Source organism: Amycolatopsis thailandensis (assembly GCF_042723255.1).
Classification (GTDB): Bacteria; Actinomycetota; Actinomycetes; order Mycobacteriales; family Pseudonocardiaceae; genus Amycolatopsis; species Amycolatopsis thailandensis.
The window spans coordinates 1-21,931 of sequence record NZ_JBHXJK010000104.1; the positions used below are offsets into that span (position 1 = coordinate 1).

The 21,931-nt window shown below is 68.4% G+C and carries 22 protein-coding genes and 1 tRNA gene; 8 read left to right on the forward strand and 15 right to left on the reverse strand.

Features of this window, described 5'->3' with window-relative positions:
• Window positions 1-389: 389 nt before the first annotated feature.
• Window positions 390-507: transfer RNA gene (locus ACFWMR_RS31445), tRNA-Arg, on the forward strand.
• A 93-nt stretch (window positions 508-600) separates the two neighbouring features.
• Here ACFWMR_RS31445 and ACFWMR_RS31450 read toward each other — a convergent pair.
• The gene (locus tag ACFWMR_RS31450; RefSeq protein WP_016332568.1) at window positions 601-879 is read right to left on the reverse strand and encodes a DUF3892 domain-containing protein; all 279 of its coding nucleotides are present in this window, start codon (window positions 877-879) and stop codon (window positions 601-603) included.
• 222 nt (window positions 880-1,101) lie between these two features.
• Here ACFWMR_RS31450 and ACFWMR_RS31455 point away from each other — a divergent pair, with 222 nt between their 5' ends.
• Window positions 1,102-1,671 carry a hypothetical protein gene (locus tag ACFWMR_RS31455; protein ID WP_378381004.1) on the forward strand — a complete coding sequence of 190 codons (570 nt, stop codon included), beginning with the start codon at window positions 1,102-1,104 and terminating at the stop codon, window positions 1,669-1,671.
• Between the two features lie 48 nt (window positions 1,672-1,719).
• Here the strand turns inward: ACFWMR_RS31455 and ACFWMR_RS31460 are convergent, their stop codons facing one another.
• Together ACFWMR_RS31460 and shbA are read right to left on the reverse strand one after the other, a co-directional pair.
• The gene (locus ACFWMR_RS31460; protein WP_093933282.1) at window positions 1,720-2,427 is read right to left on the reverse strand and encodes a DUF4190 domain-containing protein; all 708 of its coding nucleotides are present in this window, start codon (window positions 2,425-2,427) and stop codon (window positions 1,720-1,722) included.
• 139 nt (window positions 2,428-2,566) lie between these two features.
• Window positions 2,567-3,742 carry an RNA polymerase sigma factor ShbA gene (gene shbA, locus ACFWMR_RS31465; RefSeq protein ID WP_378381023.1) on the reverse strand — a complete coding sequence of 392 codons (1,176 nt, stop codon included), beginning with the start codon at window positions 3,740-3,742 and terminating at the stop codon, window positions 2,567-2,569.
• Between the two features lie 190 nt (window positions 3,743-3,932).
• Between shbA and ACFWMR_RS31470 the strand changes: the two genes are divergently transcribed.
• Window positions 3,933-4,184 (forward strand): WhiB family transcriptional regulator, encoded by a 252-nt coding sequence (locus ACFWMR_RS31470; RefSeq protein ID WP_093933284.1) that lies wholly within the window; start codon window positions 3,933-3,935, stop codon window positions 4,182-4,184.
• A 96-nt stretch (window positions 4,185-4,280) separates the two neighbouring features.
• On the opposite strand, the gene ACFWMR_RS31475 is transcribed toward ACFWMR_RS31470, so the two are convergent.
• Both ACFWMR_RS31475 and ACFWMR_RS31480 read right to left on the reverse strand, forming a co-directional pair.
• The gene (locus ACFWMR_RS31475) at window positions 4,281-5,855 is read right to left on the reverse strand and encodes an MDR family MFS transporter (RefSeq protein WP_378381005.1); all 1,575 of its coding nucleotides are present in this window, start codon (window positions 5,853-5,855) and stop codon (window positions 4,281-4,283) included.
• 37 nt (window positions 5,856-5,892) lie between these two features.
• Window positions 5,893-6,519: an acyl-CoA-like ligand-binding transcription factor gene (locus ACFWMR_RS31480; RefSeq protein ID WP_378381006.1), complete on the reverse strand. Its 627-nt coding sequence runs from the start codon at window positions 6,517-6,519 to the stop codon at window positions 5,893-5,895.
• Between the two features lie 100 nt (window positions 6,520-6,619).
• Here ACFWMR_RS31480 and ACFWMR_RS31485 point away from each other — a divergent pair, with 100 nt between their 5' ends.
• From ACFWMR_RS31485 to ACFWMR_RS31500, 4 genes are all read left to right on the forward strand, one after another.
• Window positions 6,620-7,363, forward strand: coding sequence for an SDR family NAD(P)-dependent oxidoreductase (locus ACFWMR_RS31485; RefSeq protein WP_378381007.1), 744 nt, complete (start codon window positions 6,620-6,622; stop codon window positions 7,361-7,363).
• 174 nt (window positions 7,364-7,537) lie between these two features.
• Window positions 7,538-8,749, forward strand: coding sequence for an LCP family protein (locus tag ACFWMR_RS31490; RefSeq protein WP_378381008.1), 1,212 nt, complete (start codon window positions 7,538-7,540; stop codon window positions 8,747-8,749).
• Between the two features lie 148 nt (window positions 8,750-8,897).
• A complete protein-coding gene (locus tag ACFWMR_RS31495) occupies window positions 8,898-9,797 on the forward strand; it encodes a hypothetical protein (protein WP_378381009.1) in 900 nt (299 codons plus the stop codon).
• Between the two features lie 26 nt (window positions 9,798-9,823).
• Entirely contained in the window at window positions 9,824-11,230 is a 1,407-nt protein-coding gene (locus ACFWMR_RS31500) for a neutral zinc metallopeptidase (RefSeq protein ID WP_378381010.1), read from the forward strand.
• A 71-nt stretch (window positions 11,231-11,301) separates the two neighbouring features.
• Here ACFWMR_RS31500 and ACFWMR_RS31505 read toward each other — a convergent pair whose 3' ends face one another.
• The 10 genes from ACFWMR_RS31505 to ACFWMR_RS31550 all read right to left on the reverse strand — a co-directional run bounded on the left by ACFWMR_RS31505 (window position 11,302) and on the right by ACFWMR_RS31550 (window position 19,797).
• Window positions 11,302-12,483: an acyl-CoA dehydrogenase family protein gene (locus ACFWMR_RS31505; protein WP_378381011.1), complete on the reverse strand. Its 1,182-nt coding sequence runs from the start codon at window positions 12,481-12,483 to the stop codon at window positions 11,302-11,304.
• A gap of 1 nt (window position 12,484) precedes the next feature.
• Complete coding sequence (locus tag ACFWMR_RS31510; protein ID WP_378381012.1) at window positions 12,485-13,417, reverse strand: 3-hydroxyacyl-CoA dehydrogenase NAD-binding domain-containing protein; 933 nt, start codon at window positions 13,415-13,417, stop codon at window positions 12,485-12,487.
• Window positions 13,414-14,160, reverse strand: coding sequence for an acetoacetate decarboxylase (locus ACFWMR_RS31515; protein WP_093933293.1), 747 nt, complete (start codon window positions 14,158-14,160; stop codon window positions 13,414-13,416). The genes ACFWMR_RS31510 and ACFWMR_RS31515 overlap by 4 nt, the downstream gene beginning before the upstream one ends.
• A gap of 1 nt (window position 14,161) precedes the next feature.
• A complete protein-coding gene (locus ACFWMR_RS31520) occupies window positions 14,162-14,929 on the reverse strand; it encodes a crotonase/enoyl-CoA hydratase family protein (RefSeq protein WP_378381013.1) in 768 nt (255 codons plus the stop codon).
• A gap of 10 nt (window positions 14,930-14,939) precedes the next feature.
• A complete protein-coding gene (locus tag ACFWMR_RS31525; protein ID WP_378278859.1) occupies window positions 14,940-16,097 on the reverse strand; it encodes a CaiB/BaiF CoA transferase family protein in 1,158 nt (385 codons plus the stop codon).
• A gap of 209 nt (window positions 16,098-16,306) precedes the next feature.
• Entirely contained in the window at window positions 16,307-17,215 is a 909-nt protein-coding gene (locus ACFWMR_RS31530) for a LysR family transcriptional regulator (protein WP_378381014.1), read from the reverse strand.
• 4 nt (window positions 17,216-17,219) lie between these two features.
• Window positions 17,220-18,569: a HAMP domain-containing sensor histidine kinase gene (locus ACFWMR_RS31535; protein ID WP_378381015.1), complete on the reverse strand. Its 1,350-nt coding sequence runs from the start codon at window positions 18,567-18,569 to the stop codon at window positions 17,220-17,222.
• Entirely contained in the window at window positions 18,566-19,255 is a 690-nt protein-coding gene (locus ACFWMR_RS31540; protein ID WP_378381016.1) for a response regulator transcription factor, read from the reverse strand. Before ACFWMR_RS31540 ends, ACFWMR_RS31535 begins: the two co-directional genes overlap by 4 nt.
• A gap of 12 nt (window positions 19,256-19,267) precedes the next feature.
• The gene (locus tag ACFWMR_RS31545) at window positions 19,268-19,432 is read right to left on the reverse strand and encodes a hypothetical protein (RefSeq protein ID WP_167406223.1); all 165 of its coding nucleotides are present in this window, start codon (window positions 19,430-19,432) and stop codon (window positions 19,268-19,270) included.
• Window positions 19,429-19,797, reverse strand: a complete 369-nt coding sequence (locus tag ACFWMR_RS31550; RefSeq protein WP_093935709.1) for a hypothetical protein — start codon at window positions 19,795-19,797, stop codon at window positions 19,429-19,431. Before ACFWMR_RS31550 ends, ACFWMR_RS31545 begins: the two co-directional genes overlap by 4 nt.
• 73 nt (window positions 19,798-19,870) lie before the next feature.
• Here ACFWMR_RS31550 and ACFWMR_RS31555 point away from each other — a divergent pair, with 73 nt between their 5' ends.
• The gene (locus ACFWMR_RS31555; protein WP_378381017.1) at window positions 19,871-21,670 is read left to right on the forward strand and encodes a CocE/NonD family hydrolase; all 1,800 of its coding nucleotides are present in this window, start codon (window positions 19,871-19,873) and stop codon (window positions 21,668-21,670) included.
• The last annotated feature ends 261 nt before the right edge of the window (window positions 21,671-21,931 follow it).

Sequence of the window (21,931 nt, forward strand, 5' to 3'; positions counted from 1 at the left end):
CCGTGAAGGCCTCCTTGAGGGACCCTGGGTCCCTCAAGGAGGCCTTCACGGACTTTGCGTTCGGGAGACATGAGTGTGGTGAAGGGGACTTTCCTCTCATCGCATGAGCGGAAAGTCCCCTTCACCACAGGTCTTGCGGGTACTGCGGGCCTTGTGGGCGGCGGAGGGTCGGCGGTGTTGCGAAAGCCACGTTCGCAACGTTGAGCGTTGCTAACGTGGCTTTCGTAACATCCGAAACCGGCAGGTGGGCAGGCCAGGCACATGCCACCTTTGCCTTACCCCTCAATAACCAGCGGTCACTGCCCTCCACGGTCCAGTGGTGTTCGCAGACGGTGAGCAGCAGTGGGCAGTCCCAGAAGCAGCGGAATGGACCGGCACGTCGTCTCCGAGTGGGCTCCGTTGCCGAAGCAGGGCCCGACGCGCCCGGATACCGCCCGACACTCGATGACGCGTCAGAGCAGGGGAGTCCTAATCCCTTGGCCGTCGGTTCGAGCCCGATCCGGCCCACTGCCTGGAGCTTTGCCGGGCAAAACCTCCGCGCGCCGTGCGAAGGGCAAGGGATCATCGGGATTCCCCAATGGTCCATTGCGGGCGAATTCCTCAGAATCGGGGAAGCTCCAAGAGGTTGTTCTTCCAGATCCCGTCCGCCCGGGTGCGGAGGAATTTCGGGCCGAAGGTCGGTTTGATGATCTCCACGGCCACCCGGTGGATCCCCTCATCCACATAGGCCTTCCCGTCGTCGTCCTCGAGCCACGCCACGATCGCGGACACGAAACTCTCACCGGTCTCACCGCTGCCGGGGTTCACCCAGCGCAGTTTCGTGATGCTCTCGTGGAACTTCCCGCCTTCGAGCCGCGCTGCGATGATCTTGATGGCCATGGTGCTACCTCTTCGGCTGGGTGCCCTCTAAGCGAACAGGGGTAATGCGGTACTCGCCGTCTGCCCGCACCCCGTTACGCCCTCCGGCCGCCGTGCCTCGAACGTTACGAATTCGAGCGCGGGGCGCCGGTTCTGAGTCAGATGACGCAGACCGCGCCCGTTCCACCGTGTCAAAGTCCTCGCGCCGGCCGGAACACGTGCCGGAAAGAGAGGGGAACGGACATGTTTGCCGTCAAGAAAGCACTGGCCGCGGTCGGAATCGCGTTGGCCCTGACCGGCTGCGCTCCGGAGCCGGCGCCGCGGGCGATGCCGCCGGCGCCCGTGGCGCCCTCGTCATCCGCCGCCGACCCGGCCGCCACGGTGGCGTGGATGAACGGGTTCTGCGGTGCCGTCAAGGATTTCATCGACGGCAACAACAAGATGCCCGCGGCCGGTGGCGACACCGTCGAGGCGATCACGAAGAGCACCAGTGACCAGCTCGGGCACTACGCGTCCATCCTGGGCAAGACGGTCGACGGTCTCGGCGCGCTGCCTCCCGCGCCGGTCCCCGCCGCGGACACCGCCAAGGCGGACTTCCTCGGGAAGTACACCGCGGCGCGCGACAAGGTCGCGAAGGCGAAGGCGGATCTGGACGCGGCCAAAAGGAGCGACACGGCCGCGCAAGCCCGTGCCGTCGACGGGCTGATGGCCGCCCAGAAAGACGCGCACGGCGCGCTCGACCCGGTCAAGGCCGTACTGGACTCCCCGGAACTGACCAAGGCCGCGGCGACCGCCAAACGCTGCCGCCCGTGACTCGCGCGGTGCGAGCCCCTCGCGGTTCGAGGGGCTCGCACCGTCCGTTCAGTTGCCCAGTGAGCCGATGTTCTCGTTGGCCTGCGCGATGCCGTACTCTTCGGCGCTCGATTCCTTGATGAGCTTGCCGTCGACCTCGATGGTCACCTTGATGGCGCCCTTGCCGCTGCCTTGCGCCAGGATGCTCACCATTTGCAGAGACTTGCCGCCGGGCAGCTTGATCGTCTTCTCCCAGGGGAGCTTGACGTTGGCTTCCTGGTTGGTGGTGGTCATCCCGTCGGTCGTGTAGGTGATGTTGCCCGCTTTCGCGCCGCCGGTCCCGGTCACCCGGTAGACCACGGTGTGCTCGCCGGCCTGCTCTTTGGCGGGCTCCTGCACGGGTGCTCCCGCTTCGTTGCCCAGCGATGTGCCAGGTGCGGACGGCGGTGCCGTCGGCAGCGAGTTCGCCGCGTCCACGACGGCCTTGCTGAACATGACGGTCCACAGAATGCAGATGACGAGGCCGACCGCGGACAAGATGATGCCGGTCAGTGCGAGGCCTTTGTTGGTCGCGGCGCCGCTTTTCGCCCTGGAGTAACCGACCCCGGCGAGAATGAGCCCGACGATGACGAGCGGCCAGGCGATGACGCCGATGAACGGAATCGGGGAGAACAGCAGCCCGACGAGTCCGAGAACGAACCCCGCGGTGCCCAACCCGTTACGCGGAGGCGCGGCTACGGGTGCCGCTTGATAGGGGTACGGGGAGGGAGTGGTCACGATGATCCTTTCGCCTGTCTTCGCGTGGAGATCGGTGTGACGTATTCCCGTGTTACGTCTCGTCGTGTGCGATTTTCGCGCGCGCCAAGAAGGCCGGACGTTACGAAAACGGCGTAACGATCAGGCATCCGTGAATGGTTCATTCCTCCGCGAGGATCTTGCGAAGCCGTCCCAAAGCCCGGTGCTGCGCAACGCGAACGGCGCCCGCCGTCGATCCGACCACCCCGGCGGTCTCTTCCGCCGACAGACCGACGACGATCCGCAACACGACGATTTCCCGCTGCTTGTCCGGCAGGATTCGTAGCAGTTCACCCATTCGGTCACTCAATTCGTTGTGCAGCGCGTGTTGCTCCGGACCGGCGGAATCCGAAATCCCGTCGGGGATCTCGGCGACGGGTTCGGAGCGGTTGCGGGCGGCGGCCCGGCGGGCGTCGGCGACCTTGTGCTGGGCGATGCCGTAGACGAAAGCGAGAAAGGGCCGTCCTCGTTCGCGATAGGTGGGCAGGGCCCGGAGAATCGCCACACAGACCTCCTGCGCGACGTCGTCGGCCGAGACGTAGGTCCGCTCCTGTCTGCCGATCCGCGCCCGGCAGTAGCGGATCACGAGCGGGCGGATGGTGGTCAGCAGGTGGTTCAGCGCCCGCCGGTCACCGCGTCCGGCGGCCGCGACGGGTTCGTCGAGGGTGTACCAGTGGGACGGTGTCACCTGCTCGGGCTCCGCCTCGGCGGGGGCGCCCGGCTCGACCAGCGAGAGTTCCCGGATCATCGCGCGGTTCTTGATCCGGGTCAGGGTGTCTTCGCTGTCGAGCCCGACGCGCAGCGCGTCGATGAAGGCGTCGTTGGCGCTGTCCAGGCGGTCGGCGGACTCCGGGTCGTGCTCCTCCAGCCGGTCCCGCGCGTGCCGCAAGGTCGCGCTCACCGAATCGTCCGCGATTCCGAGGATCCTGGCGATCTCCCGGGGCGTGAAGCCGTCCAGCGCCCAGGCCATGCCGAGCTGCTGGCGTTTCGGCAGCCGCCCCAGCGTGGTCAGGACGGAGGACGACTCGGCGGCGAGAACGGTGAGTTTGTCCTCGCGGCCGGCGTCGGCGAAGGCCCAGTCGGCCCGGACCGCGGTCTGCTCCTTCGCCCTCCGGTGCCCGACCCGGCGGACCCAAGACTTCGGCTGGGTGATGGTCCGCCAGTCCTCGTAGGCGTTGAGCATCGCTTCCGCGGCCGCGTCCCGCGCCGGGTCGAGCGCGAACCCCGCCTTGCACAAGAAGCCGGTGAGCAGCGGAAATTCGGCGTGGAAGAACTCGTCGAACCCGTCGTGGCCCATCACCCGCACTCACCGCTCTCAGCCGCCTGACGCGAATGCCCTCACCAGAACAGGTGCAGCGAGCGAGCCGCTGAGTGTAACGATTCGGTGAAGGTGATGTTTGCGGCCCGTACCTGGGTGGATACCCGGCGGCGAGCGGAAGTCGTTTGACGCGGAAGGGAAAATCGGAAAACAAGGAGGTGATAGGAAAATGGAACCGAGGATTGTGGGTGACCTGGGTGAGGCCGCTTGCCGCGGTGAGGATCCCGAACTGTTCTTTCCGGTCACCGAAACCGGTCCCGGCGCCCGGCAGGCCGCCAGGGCGAAGGCCGTTTGCGCCCGGTGCCCGATCGTTTCGGCGTGCCTGGCCTATGCCGTGGACAACGGGCTGGCCCATGGCGTTTTCGGCGGGCTGACCAGTGATGAGCGGCGTCGTCTGACTCGCGTCGGCAACGCCGCCTGAAAACCACTCGATCACGCGACTGAATTCCCCCGGGGTTTTGGCGCGCGCGAAAAGAGGGGCCCGGTTCGGCGAACCGGGCCCCTCTCTCGTGGTGGGTCAGGCGACGGCGTCGGCGGCCGTCTCCTCGGCCAGCCGCTCGTTGCCCGACTGGGTCTTGAGCGGCTTGTGCTTGAGGAAGGCGACGGCGACGATGACCAGCAGCGCGATCGGCGCGCTGATCAGGAACAGCTCGCTGGTCGCTTCCCCGTAGGCGTCGCGGACGACGTTCGCGACCGGTTCGGGCAGCGTGGCGATGTTCGGCACCGCGCCGCCTTCGCCGCCACCGGGCAGCGGTCCGAGGTCCTCGGTGATCAGCGCGGTGACCCGGTTCGCCAGCACCGCGCCCAGCGCGCTCACCCCGATCGAGCCGCCGAGGCTGCGGAAGAACGACAGCGTCGAGGTCGCCGTGCCGAGGTCGTGCGCGTCGACGTCGTTCTGCGACACCAGGACCAGGTTCTGCATCAGCATGCCGACGCCGACTCCCAGGACGACCATGTACGCGCCGAGCACGACGAGGTTCGTCTTCGAGTCGAGCGTGCCCAGCAGGGCGAGGCCGACGGTCATCAGGGTCGCGCCGAGCAGCAGGTGGCTCTTCCACTTGCCGGTCCGGCTGATCAGCTGGCCCGAGACCGTGGAGGACACGAGGATGCCGAAGATCATCGGCAGGCTCAGCAGCCCGGCCACCGTCGGCGACTTGCCGAGCGACAGCTGGAAGTACTGCGACAGGAACACGGTCCCGCCGAACATCGCGACACCGACCAGGAAGCTCGCGAGGGTGGTCAGGCTGACCGTGCGGTTGCGGAACAGGCCCAGCGGGAGGATCGGCTCGGCCACCTTCGATTCGACGTAGACGGCGAGGGCGAGGATGACCACACCGGCCGTCACCAGGCCGACGGTCCACCACGAGCCCCACGCGAACTGGTGCCCGGCCAGCGAGGACCAGACCAGCAGGGTCGAGACGCCCGCCATGATCAGGAACGCGCCGAGATAGTCGACCTTCACGTCACGCCGGATCGTCGGCAGTTTCAGGGTGCGTTGCAGCAGCAGGATCGCCGCGACCGCGAACGGGACACCCAGGAAGAAGCACCAGCGCCAGCCGAGCCAGGAGGTGTCCACCATGACGCCGCCGATCAGCGGGCCGGCGATGGTCCCGACTGCGAACACGGCGCCGAAGATCCCCGAGTACTTGCCGAGTTCCCGCGGCGAGACGATGGCGGCCATGATCACCTGCGCGAGCGCGGTGAGCCCGCCCGCGCCGATGCCCTGCGCGACCCGGCTGGCGATCAGGAGTTCGATGTTGCCCGCGAACCCGGCCACCAGCGAGCCGACCACGAACAGCCCGAGCGAGAGCTGGATCAGCAGTTTCTTGTTGTACAGATCGGAAAGCTTGCCCCAGAGCGGAACCGTCGCGGTCATCGCGAGCAGTTCGGTGGTGACCACCCAGGTGTAGGAGGCCTGCGAGCCGCCCAGTTCGGAGACGATGCGCGGCAGCGCGTTCGCGACCACCGTCGAGGCGAGGATGGCGACGAACATGCCCATCATCAGCCCCGACATCGCTTCGAGGACCTGTTTGCGGCCCATCGAGCCCGCCGGGGCCTCCGGTTCTCGTGGTTCGGTCGTGGATACGGACATGGGTGTCCCCCTTCGTGTTCCGGTGAGGCCGGGCGCGTCAGCGCGCGCGGCCGCCGGGCTCGGGGAGCCCGGCGAGAAGCAATTCGACGGCTTCGTCCAGCAGCGCGAGCGCGGACACCCGGCCGTCGTGCTGATACCAGTGCCTGAGCGCCGCGTTGATGACGCCGCCGAGCGTGGACAACAGCAACGTCGGGTACAGATCGGCCTCGGGGTCGAGCCCGGTACGACGCGCGATCGCCTCGATCGTCGGCGCGACCGTGTCGTGGTTCATCGCCACCGCGCGTGAATGCAGGGTGGGGTTGTCATGGATCGCCTTCATCCGGCCGAGCCATTCTTCGCGGTTCTCGTCGACTTGGGCGAAGTCCTCTTTCAACGCGTCCACGAAGGCACGCGGGGTGCTGACTTCCTTCGGCGTGGCAAGGAATTTCTCGATGATGCGCTGTGACCGCTCGGCGTTGTCGGCGTGCGCGATGACGACAGCGTCCTCTTTGGACGGGAAGTAGTTGAAGAACGTCCGCGGCGAAACCCCCGCCGCCGCGCTGATGTCCTCGACCGTCACGTTGTCCAGACCGCGTTCGGCGACGAGCCGGACGGCGGTGGTCGCCAGCGCGCGGTGGGTTTCCAGCCGTTTGCGCTCGCGGAGGCCTTTGACGGGTTCGGGCATGAGCAAGACGATACGCCTAAAGATGCAGATACTGCAAAATTGCAGTTTGTGAACCGTGCCACTCGTGGACGGTCCGCTCGCGCCTGGCAGACTGCGGCGGGTGAGCGGAACGGTGCTGGTACTGGGCGGACGGAGCGAGATCGGCCTCGCGGTGGCGGAGCGGCTCGCCAAGGGCGGGGCGCGCGAGATCGTGCTGGCCGCGCGGCGGAGCGCGGACCTCGGCGCGGAGTCCGAGCGACTGCGGGCCGCGGGGGCGGAGAAGGTCGGCGTCGTCGAGTTCGACGCCGACGACCTCGCCGGGCACGGTCCTTTCCTGGACAAGGTCGTCGCGGAACACGGTCCGCTGGACGTCGTCGTCACCGCTTTCGGGATCCTCGGCGACCAGGCGCGGGCCGAAGCCGATGCCGGGCACGCCGTCGCGATCGTGCACACCGACTATGTGGCTCACGTGAGTGTGCTGACTCAGGTGGCCAATGTGCTTCGTGAGCAAGGAAGCGGAAGCCTCGTGGTGTTCTCGTCGGTCGCCGGGGTGCGGGTCCGGCGGGCGAACTACGTCTACGGATCGGCGAAAGCGGGCCTCGACGGTTTCGCGAGCGGCCTGGCCGACGCGTTGCACGGCACCGGCGTGCACCTCCTGCTCGTCCGGCCCGGCTTCGTGATCGGCCGGATGACCGAGGGCATGTCGCCCGCGCCGTTCTCGAGCACACCCGATCAGGTCGCCGACGCGACGGTCGCGGCACTGGGGAAGCGCCGGGAAACGGTGTGGGTGCCGGGGCTCCTGAGGCTCGTGTTCGCGGTGATGCGCGTGGTGCCGCGGGCGATCTGGCGCCGGATGCCACGCTAGGAAGCGCTGAGCGATCATCCCGGCACACGGTGTCGCGATCGGTTGTCTGCTTGGTCACTTCGGCTGGGCCGATCGGGCTTTAAGACCCGTTCATGACAAGTTTCTCAGCTAATTCCCAGCTAACGCGGTGATCCTCGAACACGGGGGATCATTCACGAAAGCGGGGAGAAGGTCGTGCTGCTCACGTCGCGAGGACGGCGGATCGGCGGCCGTGTCGCACTGGGCCTGGTGTCGGCGGCGGTACTGGGGGCCACGGGCTACGCGTGGACCCAGTTGAGCCGTTTGGACGCGGGGATCGTCACGGCCGACGTGATCGCGCCGTCCGCGCAGGTGCCCGACAGCCCGGCGGGCGAGCCGCTGCGGGTGGCGCAGAACATCCTGCTCGTGGGCATCGACTCGCGGACCGACACCAACGGGAATCCGTTGCCGCAGAACGTCCTCGACACGTTGCACGCCGGAAGCGGCGACGACGGCGGTGACACCACCGACACCATGATCGTGGTCCACATCCCGGCGGGCGGCGCCGCCGCGACGGCCATCTCCATCCCGCGTGATTCCTATGTGGACATCGCGGGCGGTTTCGGCAAGCACAAGATCAACTCGGCGTACAGCCGCGGCAAGAACGCCGCGATGAGCTCCCTGCGCGCACAGGGACTGAGCGGCCCGCAGCTCGAGGTCAAGGCCAACGAGGCGGGCGCCAAACTCACCATCCAGACGATCGAGCAGTTCACCGGGCTGTCGATCAACCACTACGCGGCGGTCAACCTCGCCGGGTTCTCCGCGCTGAGCGAAGCCGTCGGCGGCGTCGAGGTCTGCCTCAACGAACCGGTGCAGGACAAGTTCTCCGGGGCTTCGTTCCCCGCGGGCAAGCAGCTGCTCTCCGGCCCGCAGGCGCTCGCCTTCGTGCGGCAGCGGCACGGGCTGCCCAGCGACCTCGACCGCATCGCGCGGCAACAGGCGTTCCTTTCGAGCATGGCCAAAACCGTCCTCGACGCCGGGACGTTCACCGATCCCACCAGGCTGAGCGCGCTGATCGGCGCGATCCAGGGTTCGGTCGTGCTCGACCGCGGCTGGGAGGTGCTGAACTTCGCGCAGCAGCTGCGAGGCATGAGCTCGGGAGCGCTCCATTTCCAGACGATCCCGGTCCAGAGCCTTTCCCTGCCGACGCCGTCCGACGGCGACGCGGTGAAGGTGGATCCGGCCCAGGTGAAGGCGTTCGTGAAGGCCGCGCTGACGTCGACGACCGTCGCCGCGGTGGGAGAGCCGACCGGGGGAATCGGGGTCAAGCCGGTGGCGGCGACCTCGTCCGCCGCCGCCCCGCCTTCGTCGTCCACCGCGTCCTCCTCGTCTTCCAAGCCGCCCGCGTCGGTCGGCTGCGTCAACTGAGCCCGCCGCGTTTAGTCCTCTGAATGCGGCGTTCGGCCGCCCTGGAACTTTTCCAAGATTCTTTTGAACCGCATCCCGCCGCTGTCCGTGTCGACGGCGTAGGGGAGTTCCGGACAGTCCGGAACCCAGGGTGCAGGGAGAAGGAATCGTGCTCAGCAAGCAAAAGCTCGGCAAGAAGGCCGTGTCGATCGCCGTGTTCGCCACCGCCGGGGCGTTGTCGCTCGCGGCCTGTGGCACACAGGAATCCGCGCCGCGAAAGGAATCCGCGTCGGTCGAGCAGGCCGCCACCGAGTTGTCCTTTCTCAGCGGGACCGCGAAGGCCAACAACGCGCAGCCCAAGACCGGTGACTGGGCGACGGGATCCGACGGCACGCCCAACACCGCGGAGCAGAGCGTCGCCCGCAAATGGGTGCAGCTCAAGGCGGCCAAGGCGGGGAACCTCGATCCGGTGGTCGTCAACGGCGCGGAATTGACGTTGTACCGCTTCGACAAGGACACCGCCAAGCCGTCGAAGTCGACCTGCGACGGCGACTGCGCCAAGACCTGGCCGCCGGTGCTGGTCACGCCCGGAAGCAAGGTTTTCCTCGCGGGGATCAGGAAATCCGCCGTCGGCACGGTCAAGCGCGACGACGGGACCTTGCAGCTGACCGTCGGCGGCTGGCCCGCCTACCGGTTCGCGAAGGACACCAAGCCGGGCGACACGCTCGGACAGGGCGTCGGCGGAACGTGGTTCGGGCTCGCGCCGAACGGCCAGAAGGCGCAGAACGGGCGGCCGGAAGAGAGCACGTCTCCGCAGAAGCCCGCGTCCAGCGCGATCCTGTTCGACGGCAAGAACTTCAGTGACGACGAGCCGTCGCAGGGGCTCGCGGGCAAGGGCTGCCAGAACGTCGCCCGCCAGGACGTGACGTCGTCGGTCTCCGCCTCCGGTTCGCTCAAGCTGTGGTCCGAAAAGGACTGCAAGGGCAAGTCGCTCGTCATCGACGGTGATGTCAAGGATCTCGCGAAGCTCGGCTTCGACAACACGGTCAGTTCGCTCTTCTTCGGTTGACAGACGACAGAGACGGGAATGGTGTGATGAAGCGTCGGTCCGGCTGGGCGATCGTGGCGAGCCTGTCTCTGTTCCTCACCGGTTGTGCCGCAACGGTAGGGGGAGCGGCACAACCGGTGGACCCCACCCGCGTCGCCGGGCTCGAGGTCACCGACGGCCCGAGTGGTCTCAAGCCCGACGTGCTCGACGCCGCTCTCCCTGTCGACGGCGGGGACGGCGGTGAGATCGACAGGCTCGCGGCGAACGCCGTCGCCGACGTCCAGCGGTATTGGCGGGAGCACCTGCCGGCGGTCTTCAACCGCGATTTCCGGCCGTTGGCCAACCTCGCTTCGTACGATTCGGCGGGGCCTGGCCGTGAGATCTGCGGAGCCTCGACGGCCGGACTGGTGAACGCCTTCTACTGCGCGGGAGAAGACGTCGTCGCGTGGGATCGCGGGGAACTGCTGCCGATGCTCAACGACTCCCTCGGCCCGGCGGCTCTCATGGCCGTGCTCGCGCACGAGATCGGCCACGCCGTCCAGTTCCGGCTCGGACTGCCGGCCGCGACGCCGTCGATCGTCAAGGAACAGCAGGCCGATTGCTACACCGGGGCTTACTTCCGCTGGGTCGCCGAGGGCAGGTCGCCGATGTTCCAGGTCTCCACCGGCCGCGGGCTCAACGAGGTGCTCACCGCGCTGTTCCAGATCCGCGACTCCGCCGGGGTCGCCTTTTCCGACGACGGCGCGCACGGCAACGCCTTCGACCGGGTTTCCGCGTTCCAGTTCGGTTTCACCGACGGGCCAGCCCGCTGCGCGATGATCGACGAGCGGGAGATCGAGGGCCGCAGTACCCAAGGCGGCTTCGGATCGGCCGCGGCGAACGAACGAGCGGCGGCGGTGAACGTCCGCCTCGACGACCGTGAGGCCCTGGCCGACCTGACTACCAGCCTCAGGCAGGCCTTCCGGCTCGCGGCGACCCCGCCGACGCTCACCACCGGAGCGGCGTGCGGCGTGACGGCGGAGGAGGCGCTCGCGTCCTACTGCTCGGAGTCCAATCAGATCAACCTCGACCTCGACGGGCTCGTCCGCATCGGGACACCGCCGCGCAAGGGGCGGCAGGGCGGCATCGGTGACTTCGCCGCGTTCGCCGAGGTCGCGTCGCGCTACACCCTCGCCGTCCAGCAGGAAGGCGGGTTCCGGCTCGACGGACCGGTGGCCGCACAGCGCACGGCGTGCCTCACCGGCTACTGGGCTTCGACCCTCGTGGACGGCGGGGCGCTGACGTTGTCACCAGGTGACCTCGACGAGGCCATCGCCGAGATGCTGACCCGGAACAGCCTGATCGCGGCGGACGTCCGGGGCCGGACGCTCCCGGCCGGTTTCGCCAGGGTCGCCGCCTTCCGCGACGGCTTCTCCTCCGGTTCCCAAGACACCTGTGGCACCAAGTACCGCTGACGCGAGTCCGTGAAGGCCTCCTTCCCTACCCTCAAGGTAGTGAAGGAGGCCTTCACGGACAGACCGTCAGATCACACGAAGGCGCTCTGGCCGGTGATGGCCTTCCCGACGATCAGCGTGTTCATCTCCCGGGTGCCTTCGAACGAGTAGATCGCCTCGGCGTCGGTGAAGAACCGCATGATGTCGTTGTCCAGCACGATCCCGTTGCCACCGAAGATCTCCCGGCCCCAGGCGACGACCTCCCGCATCCGCGAGGTCACGAAAGCCTTCGCCAGCGACGAGTGCTCGTCCTTGAAGATCCCGGCGTCCTGCAACCGGGCGAGCTGCACCAGCATGCCCCACGACGCGGTGATGTTGCCGAGGCTCTTCACCAGCAGGTCCTGCACCAGTTGGAACCGGGCGATCGGACGGCCGAACTGCTTGCGCTCCTTGGCGTAGTCCAGCGCGAGTTCGTACGCGCCGATCATCACACCCAGCGCCTGCCAGGCCACCCCGCCCCGGGTCGCGCGCAGGATCTCGGCGACGTCGCGGAAGGAGTCGATGCCCTGCAACCGGTTGGCCTCCGGCACCCGGACGTCGGTCAGCGTGATCTCCGCGTTCTCCACGATCCGGAACGCGAACTTGTTCTCGATCTTCACCGGGACGAATCCGGGCGAGTCCTTCTCGACCACGAAACCCTTGACGTTGTTGTCGTCCTCGTCGCGGGCCCACACGATGACCAGGTCGGCGAAGGTCGCGTTGCCGATCCACTTCTTGGCGCCGTTGAGGATCCAGGTGTCGCCGTCCCTCTTGGCAGTGGTGCGCATGCCGCCCGCGACGTCGGAACCGCCGAGCGGCTCGGTCATCGCGAAAGCGCCGATCTTGTCCATCGCCGCCATCGACGGGAGCCAGCGGTCGCGCTGCTCCTGGTCGCCGCCGGAGTAGATGCTGTACATCGCGAGTCCGTTGTGGACACCGAAGAACGTCGCCACGGACGGGTCCGTGCGGGTCATCTCCATCGCCATCATGCCGCTGAGCAGGTGGCTGGTGGCCGGGAGGTGCTCGCCGTAACCCTCGTAGGGCAGCCCGGCGAGGCCGAGTTCGCGGAACTTGCCGACGAGCTCGTGCGGGAACTCGCCCTTGGCCCAGTTCTCGTTCACGAGCGGCTTGACGTCGGTGCGCATGAAGTCGCGCGCCTTGAGCAGCAGCTTGCGCTCCTCTTCGGGCAGCAGGGCTTCGTAGTCGTAGAAGTCGGCGGTCAGCTGGTCATCCATGTCAGTTCTCCTCCTTGGCGGCGGTGATGTCCAAAGCGGACAGCACCGCGAGCTGCTTGCGGTCGCGCGTCTCGGCGAGTTCCGAGTACGTGGAGGAGCCGTAAGCGGATTCCACGGCTTCGATGAGCCGTTCTTGTTCTTCCGGGGACTGCGAGGGCTGGCCCAGGCCGGCCCACATCTTTTTCATCGACTTGCCGATGTGCTCGGCCATGTGCCGGTAACCGCCGGGGCCGCCGCCCAGATGCGAGCCGAGGAACGGTCCGACGGTCGACCAGCGGATGCCGAGCGAGTTGGTCATCACCGCGTCCAGTTCGGACGGTGACACGACACCCTGTTCCACCAGGTAGATCGCCTCGCGGCTCAGCGCGTTCTGGAGCCGGTTTCCGACGAAGCCGGGGATCTCCTTGCGCTCCACCACCGGCGTGCGGCCGACGAACCGGTAGAACTCGACGGCGCGGTCCACCGACTCGGCGCTGGTGCGCTCACCCGGTACGACCTCGACCAGCGGGATCAGGTGCGGCGGGTTGAACGGGTGTCCGATCAGGACTCGCGACGCGTCGTCGAGGTCGGTCGCGAACGCCGTCGAGGGAATCGCCGAAGACGAGCTGAGCAGCAGCGCGTGCGACGGCGCCTCGCGGACCAGGGTCGCGAACAGGTCCTTTTTGAAGTCGACGCTCTCGGGTCCGTTCTCCTGCACGACATCCGCGTGCCGGACGGCTTCGGTGACGTCGGCGGCGAGGTGGACGCGAGGGGCGAGGTCCGCGACGTCCCGGCCGAGATGCGGGGCGAACGCCTCCAGTGCGACGGCGACGGCGTCGGCGAGGTCCGGCCGCGGGTCCGAGACCCAGACCTCCATCTCGTGCGCGGCGAACAGCGCCGTCCACGACAGGCCGATCGTGCCCGCGCCGATCACCGCGGCGGTGCGAAAAGTCATGACCGTGCTCCCTTCAAGTAGTCGAAGACCGGCTTGACCGGGGCGAGCGTCAGGTCGGTGAGGATGTGGCTCGCGGAGACGACCTCCAGCACCGGAAGATCGGCGAGCGGGGCCAGGACGTGCTGGAACAGTTGCAGCCGAGCCGGTCCGGTCCACGCTTCCTTGACCACCACGTCGGTGATCTCGGTGCGGACCAGTTCGAAGACCCGGGGCGAACCGTCGTAGTCCGGGATGGTCTTGAGCATGAACGTCGGCACGGTGATCTGCGCTTCGGCCTCGCGGACGTCCAGCCGGTGGTGCTTGTAGCCCATGGTCGCGGTGGCGACCCGCTGGCTGCCGTAGTCGAGCGTCCCGACGAGCGCGCCGTTCTCGGCGAACAGCCTCGGTGAGCCGATGGTCTTCGGGTAGGCGCTGATCTCGCGGCCGGACGCGGTGGCCGGGAAGTTGTCGAGGTACATCGCGTGCAGGTACTCGCCGCGCTCGCCCTCGAAGCTCACCGGGATCGCCTGGCCGGACTCGGTGTAGGGCCCGTAGCCGCTGACGTCGCCCATCTTCATCACCTCGAACCGCACCAGCGGCTCGTCGATTTCCAGGGGCTCCGGGACGACGGCGCGCAGGGCGTCGGCGTCGGTGCGGTAGACGATGTTCAGGTACTCGCGGTTCGTGAACCTGGGCACCACCGGCGCGTACGCCGGGTTCGTGAGCGGGGTGGTCACGTGCCGGAGGACTTCTTGCTGCTTCATTTCACTCACCGGTCCAGTTGGGAGCGCGGCGCTCGGCGAAGGCCTGCATGCCCTCGCGGACGTCGGCCGACTTCATCAGCGCCGGCATCGCCGAACGCTGGGAGGCAAACGCTTGCGCGGCCGGGACGCCGTCGGCGGCGCGGACGATCTTCTTGACCAGGGCCAGCGCCAGGGGAGCGTTGGCGGCGATCTGGTCGGCCAGTTGCAGGGCGACGGCGGCGGCCTCGCCGCTCGGGACGACCCGGTTCACCAGCCCCAGCTCTCCGGCACGCCCGGCGCCGATCGGCTCGCCGGTGAGCAGGAACTCCATCGCCAGGTGATGCGGGATCCGCTTCGGCAGCCGGATCACGCCACCACCGGCGGCGATCAGCCCGCGCTTCACCTCTGGCAGCCCGAACTTCGCGTCCTTGGCGGCGACGATCAGATCGCAGCCCAGCGCCAGTTCGAACCCGCCGCCCATGGCCCAGCCTTCGACGGCCGCGATCAGCGGCTTCGACAGCTCGGCCTCGGTCAGCCCACCGAACCCGCGGCCGGGGATCTCCGGCGACTCGCCCTGCAGTGCCGCCTTGAGGTCCATTCCGGCGCTGAACGAGCCGTCCGCGCCGGTCAGGACGCCGGCTCGCAGGCCGGGATCGGTTTCCAGAAGGTCGAGAGCTTCCGCCAGGCCCGCCGCGACGGCGGCGTTCACCGCGTTGCGGGCCCGCGGCCGGTCGATCGTGATCAGCAGCGTGGTGCCGACCCGTTCTGTCCGTACTTCGTTGGTGCTCATGGTTCTTTCCTCAGCGGGTGGTGGCGAGTTCGCGCAGGACGTCTTCGGTGTCCTGGCCCGGCAGGGGAGCCAGGCGCCGGACCGAACCGGGGGTCGCGGAGAACTTCACCGGGATGCCGATGGTGCGGATAGAGCCCTCGCTCGGGTGCTCGACGACGTCGAGCAGGTGGCCGTCGCGGACGTATTCGTCGTCGTGCGCTTTGTCCAGTTCGAGGACCGGCGCCATCGGGATGCTGTACTTCGCGCAGACCTCGGTCCACTCTTCGGTGGTCAGCGCCGGGGCGCACTCGGCGATCATCCCGGCGAGCGCCTCGTGGTCGGCGCCGTCGATCGCGTCGCCGTTGACCCGCGGGTCCTCGGCCAGTTCCGGCCGTCCGGCGGCGTGGAAGAAGTCGCGGAAGTTCCGCGGGTTGTACGGGATCACGCAGGCCATGCCGTCCTTGGTGTGCACGGCCTGGTGCCCGGGGTTCATCGACGGGCCGAAACCGGTCGGGCTCTCCGCGGGCTCGAACACGTGCCCGGCCAGGTGCTCGACCAGGTTGAACGCGATCAACGTGTCGGTCATCGGGATCTCCACCCGCTGGCCCTCGCCGGTCTTGTCGCGGTGCACCAGCGCCGCGAGGACGGTGTACGCGATGGTCAGGGAGGAGACCTTGTCGCCGATGATCGTCGGCAGGTAGACCGGCTTGCCCAGCGCGCGGTTCGCGACGTCGACCAGGCCGGACGACGCCTGCACGGTCTCGTCGTAGGCGGCGTGGCCCGCGCGGTCGGAGTCGCCGCGGAAACCCTGCGCGTGGGCGTAGACCAGGCCGGGGTTCCGCGCGGCGACGTCGGCGTAGTTCATGCCGAGCCTGCTCAGCGCGCCCGGTCGCATGTTCGTGATCAGCACGTCGGCGGTGTCGATCAGCTTGAGCGCCTGCTCGCGCTGCTCCTCGTCCTTGAGGTTGAGGGCGACGCTGCGCTTGTTGCGGTTCACGTTCAGGTTGAGCGGCGTCATCCCCGGCGTCGTGCGGAACTTGCCCACCCGCACGGTGTCGGCGGGGGACTCGATCTTGATCACGTCGGCGCCGAGGTCGCCGAGGATCTGCGCGGCGTACGGGCCCATGACGACCGTCGAGAGGTCGATCACGCGAACGCCGTCCAGCGGTCCGGTAGCGTGTTCCGTCATTTTGCTTCCTTTCGCCGTTGTTCGCTCTACAACCGAAGTTAGGCGCGAATAGCGGGAAAGGGAATGATCAAGAAACGAAGAATGGTATGACCGCGGTGGTCATACCATTCTTGGTGCTCGAATCGGGGCGGGCGAGCGTTCCTCAAACGTCGCGAAAGCCACTTTCGCAACACCTTCGCCCCACCGACCTGCGCCGACTCGCGACAGCGTCACGTCGAGAGCGGTTCGGCGAAGATCTCGCGGACCCCGGCGACGAGCTCGGCCAGGTCGCCGTCCTCCGCGCGGTCGCGTCGCCACACGAGAGCGGTCTCCAGCTGAGGCTGGAAATCCGCGAACGGCAGGATGGTCGCGCCGTCGACCAGGAACAGGTGCATCGGGCTGGCCGGATCGAGCATCGTGATCGAGAACGACGAGCCGTTCGCGACCAGTTCGGAAATGCCCGAATACTCGGTTCCGCCGACTTTGAGCCTTTTCTTGATACCCGCGTTCGACAATTTCCGGTCCATGTCGTCCGAATAGGCGGGAATGCTTTCCGACGCGGACGGGATGTAGGACAGATCGCCCAATTCGGCGATGTTCACCGTTTCCCGACCGGTGAACCGGTCCGCCGGGACGACGGCGCCGAGCCGCTCGACCTGCACCGGGATGATCTCCAGCGCGGGATCGGTGACCGGCATCCGGACCAGCGACAGCGCGAGTTTGCCCTCGTGCACCGCGGCGAGGAGATCCGGCGTCGTCCCGGGCCAGCGTTTGAGTTCGAACCGGTCGTGACAGCGTTCTTCGAGCCGTTTGACGCGTTCCCGCAGGGCCGGGTGCACGCCGGCGGGCATGCCGACGAACACGGTGCTCCGCCGCGGTTTCACCGCTTCCTGCAAGCGCCAGGGAATCGCGTTGACCTGGTCGAGGACGTCCCGCGCGATCGGCAGCAGCGCGGAGCCCGCCGCGGTGAGGGTGACGTGGTGGGTGCTGCGGTCGAACAGCCGGTGCCCGAGCTCGTGTTCGAGGTCCTTGATCCGCTGGCTCAGCGGGGAGGCGGCCATATGCAGTTTCCGGGCCGCCTGGGAGAAGTTCAGTTCCTCGGCGACGGCCACGAAGTACCGCAGGTGCAACATCTCCACGTGATCACCCTAACCGGAAGGCGACGGTGAACGCCGCTCCGCCTTCCGGCGCCGGACCGGCCGTCAGCGTCCCGCCCATGCGGGTGACCAGGCCGTGGGCCAGCGCGAGCCCGATGCCCGAGCCGACCAGACGGCTGTCGCGGTAGCGCTTGTTCAGGACACCGCGTTCGAACGCGACCGGGTAGTCCTCCGGTGCCAGGCCGGGGCCACCGTCCCGGACCGCCAGCCTCGCCTGCCCGTCGGCCGCCACCAGGGAGAACACGATCGGCGCGCCCGCCGGAGTCACTCGCAGCGCGTTCTCGGCCAGCCCGTCGACGACCTGGCGGAGCCGCCTTGGATCGGCGATGACGGGGACCTCTCCGTCCGGCCGCTCCACCAGCAGCGTGACGTTCTGCTGGGCACATCGCAGGCGCCAGACGTCGGCGCATTCGCCGACCAGCGCGGCGAGGTCGAGACGTGCCGGATCGAGCCGGAACTCGTCGGCGCCGAGTCTCGCCAGCTCCAGCAGGTCGCTGACCAGGCGTTCCAGCCGGGCCGCCTCGCGGTGGATGGTCTGCCCGGCCCGCCGCGCGTCCTCGCCTTCGGCCACGCCGTCGCCGATGGCCTCGGCGAAGCCGGTGACGGCGGTCAGCGGCGTCCGCAGTTCGTGCGACACCGACAGCAGGAACTCGCGTTGCCGCGCTTCGCTGTACTGGAGCGCGTCGGCGAGTTCGTTGACCGACTTCGCCACGTCCGCGACCTCGGACGGCCCTTCGACCGGAACGCGCAGGTCACGGCGTCCGGACCGCATCCCGCTCGCCACCGACGCGGCCCGCCGCAGCGGCCGGGACAGCATCCGGCTCAGCACCAGGCCCGCGATCGCGGCCACGGCCAGTCCCGCGCCGAGGGCGAGCACGGTGTTCCGCACCAGCATCCGCCCACGCGCTTCACCGAGCTTGGTCGATTGGACGAGCGCGAACGCGGCGCCCTTCGCGCCGACAGCGCGGCCTTCGACGAGATACTGCTGGCCTTCGACGAGCACCGTGCCCGAGCGGCCGAACTCCGCCTTGGTGGCGGCGATCGACGCCACCGTCCCGGCGCCGTCGAGCGTCCCGTTCGGACGGCGGACGACGACGTCGATCCCTTGCCCGCGAACGACTTCCGCGGCCTTGCCGATGCCGAGCCGGTTCCCGATCCCGGTCTCGTCGAGCTGGCTCGCGACCACGTCGGCCTGCGCCGAGAGCGACTGCCGGAGCACGTCGGTCCCGGTGGTGCGGATGAGCCGGGCCGCGACGAGCCCGGCGACCACCACCGCGACCGCGGCGATCGCCAGGCACACCACGGTGATCCGCAGCGCGAGCGACGTCCGTTTCATCCGGCGTCCGCCGCGTAACCGATCCCGCGGACCGTCCTGATCGGACTGTGGCCGCCCAGTTTTCCACGCAGCTGGGCGATGTGGACGTCGACGGTCCGCGTTCCCGCCGACGCCGCGTACCCCCAGACGGAGCTGAGCAGCTGCTTGCGGCTGAACACCTGGCCGGGCCGTTTCACCAGGTGGGTGAGCAGATCGAACTCGGTCGACGTCAGCGCGACCTCCGTTTCGGCGGCCCAGACGCGGCGCTGGCCGACGTCGACGCGGACACCGCCCACCGTGTACGTCTCGGCGGGCGGTGCCGCTCCGGCGGCGCGGCGCAGGACGGTCCGGACCCTTGCCGAGAGCTCACGCGGGCTGAACGGTTTCGTCAGGTAGTCGTCCGCGCCGATCTCCAGGCCCAGCAAGCGGTCCAGCTCGTCGTCGCGGGCCGTCACGAACAGCACCGGCGTCCAGTCGCCGTCCGCGCGCAGCGTCCGGCAGATCTCGATACCGTCCATTCCGGACAGTCCGATGTCGAGCACGATCGCGACCGGTCGCACCCGCCGGATCGTGGCCAGCGCCGCGCCGCCGTCCGCCTCGACCTGCACGCCGAACCCGTCCCGCCGCAGGTACAGCGAGGCGAGCTCGGCGATCGCGGGGTCGTCCTCGACGACCAGCACCAGCCCGCGTCCCGGTTGTGTCGTCACCGGCAGATCCTGTCACGGGGCCGGGTCGCCGGCCATGTCCTGCTCGATCGAGTCGAGGGTGCGCTGGACGTCGCTCAGCTCGCCCGGCGCCGGGCTCGACGTCGGCTTCTCGTCGGTGCACGCGGCCGCGCCGAACAGCGCGAGCGAGGTCAGGGCCACGGCGAGGAGGCGCTTCACTTGCCCGCCTTGCAGTGGGCGCCCGCGAAAGCGTCCAGTTTCTGCTTCGCGGCGGTGAGTTCGGGGAGCCGTCCGCCGCGCTTGTCGGCGCGCTTCTGGAGCCTGTCGGCGGTGTCGTTGTGGCCCTTCTTGCGCTGGTCCTCGGCCCTGGCCTTGAGGTTCGCGACGGAACCGCGGATCTCGGGGCCGCCGTTGACGCGGTCGGTGAGCTTCGTGGTGCGCTCGGTGAGTTTGGGCAACCATTCGGTGCACAGCTGCTGGGACTCTTCGGGGCTGAGCGTGATCGGGGCCTGGGCCGAGGCGGCGGGGGCGATGGCGACGAGCCCGGCCGCGACGAGGCCGGCGGCGATGGTGTGTTTCAGCATGCGAAGAGCCTCGCGCGGGCGGATACGAGGAATGTGGGGGAAATGTTCGGGTTCTGTAAGCGATACTCGGACGATGGGGCTGAAGACCTTGACCGCCACCGTCGTGGCGATGTTGTCGCTCACCGCCGCACCGGCGATCGCCGCGCCACCCGCGTTCGTCCTGCGGGACGGTGTCAGCGAACCGGTGTTCTCCTACGAGAAGGCCATCCGGGAGACCGCCTGGGTGGAGACCGGCCAGGACCTCGACCGCGACGGCCGGGTGGACCGGGTCGCCGCCGACATCATCCGTCCGGCCGAACCGGCCGCGCGCGGGCAACGCGTTCCGGTGATCATGGACGTCAGTCCCTACTTCGAGAAGATCGGGCGCGGGAACGAGCGCCAGCCGAAGACCTACCTTCCCGACGGCACGCCGTCGCAGTTCCCACTGTTTTACGACAACTACTTCGTACCGCGCGGGTACGCCGTCGTGCTGGTCGACGTCGGGGGCACCAATCGCTCGTCCGGGTGTTTCGACGACGTCGCCTCCGGCAACGGGGTCGTGAACTGGCTCAACGGGCGCGCTCAGGCTTTCCGGACCCCGTTCGGGCCGGAGCGGGTCCGCGCGGGCTGGGCGAACGGGTCGGTCGGCGCGATCGGGAAGTCGCAGGACGGGGCGACGGCGATCGGGATGGCCGCGTCCGGGATCGAGGGTTTGAAGACGATCGTGCCGATCGCCGGGGTCAGTTCGTACTACGAGGTGCACAACGCGGACGGCGCGTACTTCGGCTGGGCGGGCGGCCCGGGTCTCTACAACGAGCGGGCTGAGAAGCTGTGCCGGCCGTTCGAGGAGGACAACGCGCGGCGCGCGGGCACGGACGGGAACTTCAACGACTACTGGCGCGGGCTGGACTACGTCGCGAAGACCGGGAAGGTGCGCGCAAGCGTTTTCGCGTCTATGGGCTTCCACGATCTGAACGTCAACCCGATCCAGTTCGGGCCCTGGTGGGAAGCTCTGAACGCGTACGGCGTGCCGCGCAAGGCGTGGCTGCACCAGGCGGCGCACGTCGACCCGTTCGACCTCGACCGGTCGCTGTTCGTGCGGACGCTGCACCGCTGGTTCGACCGGTGGCTGCTCGGCGTGCGCAACGGCGTCGAGACCGAACCCGCGATCCGGATCGAGCACACTCCGGACCGATGGGCCGACGAACGCCGCTGGCCGCCCGCCGGGCACTCGCGCGCCTTGTGGCCTTCGGCGTCGGGTGGGCTGGGGAACAGGCCTTCGCCAGGCGCGGCTTCGGTGACCGAAGACCCGGCGCGCGGGGCGTCCCAGTGGGTGGAGGACCCGTCGCGGACCAGGCCGGATCGTCTTGTCTTCGCGGGTGAGCCCGTGCGCGCGGACACCCGGATCGCCGGGACCGCCACGGTGACGGTGACCGCCCGTTCCGACAAGCCGAGCGCGCGACTCGGGGCGGTGCTGGTCGACTACGGGCCCGCGACCGTGCGGAACACGAAATTCCCCGCGCTGGGCACCAAGGACCTGACGACCCGGTCCTGCTGGGGCGCCGGAACGGCCGCGGACACCGGATGTTTTCTCGACACCGTCGCGGATCCGACCACCGTGGACAAGCAGATCGTGGCGACCGGCTGGGCGGACCTCGGCCACCATCGGTCGCTGTGGCGGGGCGAGCCGCTGGAACCCGGCAAGGCGTACACGATGACGTTCCGGCTGAGCAGCCTCGACCACGTCGTGCCCGCCGGGCACCGGCTGGCGCTCGTGCTGGGCGGGACGGACGCGGACATGTTCGACCCGGCGCTGCCCGCGCCCGGCGCCCGGGTGACCTTCGAACTGGGCGGGACTTCGCTCTCGGTACCGGTCGCTTCCCGCGTTAAATGAGAGGAAAGGCAAAGGTGGCGTGATCGAGTCTCCTGCCGAGCAGGGCTTTCGCGACCCGACCTGAACCCGCCTGCGGGAGTGGATCGCGACTTCGGTCGTCCACATGCGACACCCCTGCCAGCTGGAACGCCCGTTTTGGGTACTTTGCGTAGCTTTGCGAAGGGGTCGTGAGTGATAAAGAGGGTTCTAACCCACAGTATAAAAAAACACCACAAAAAGAAAACCACAAACAGGCAAAAAAAAGGAACGCAAAAACAGGTA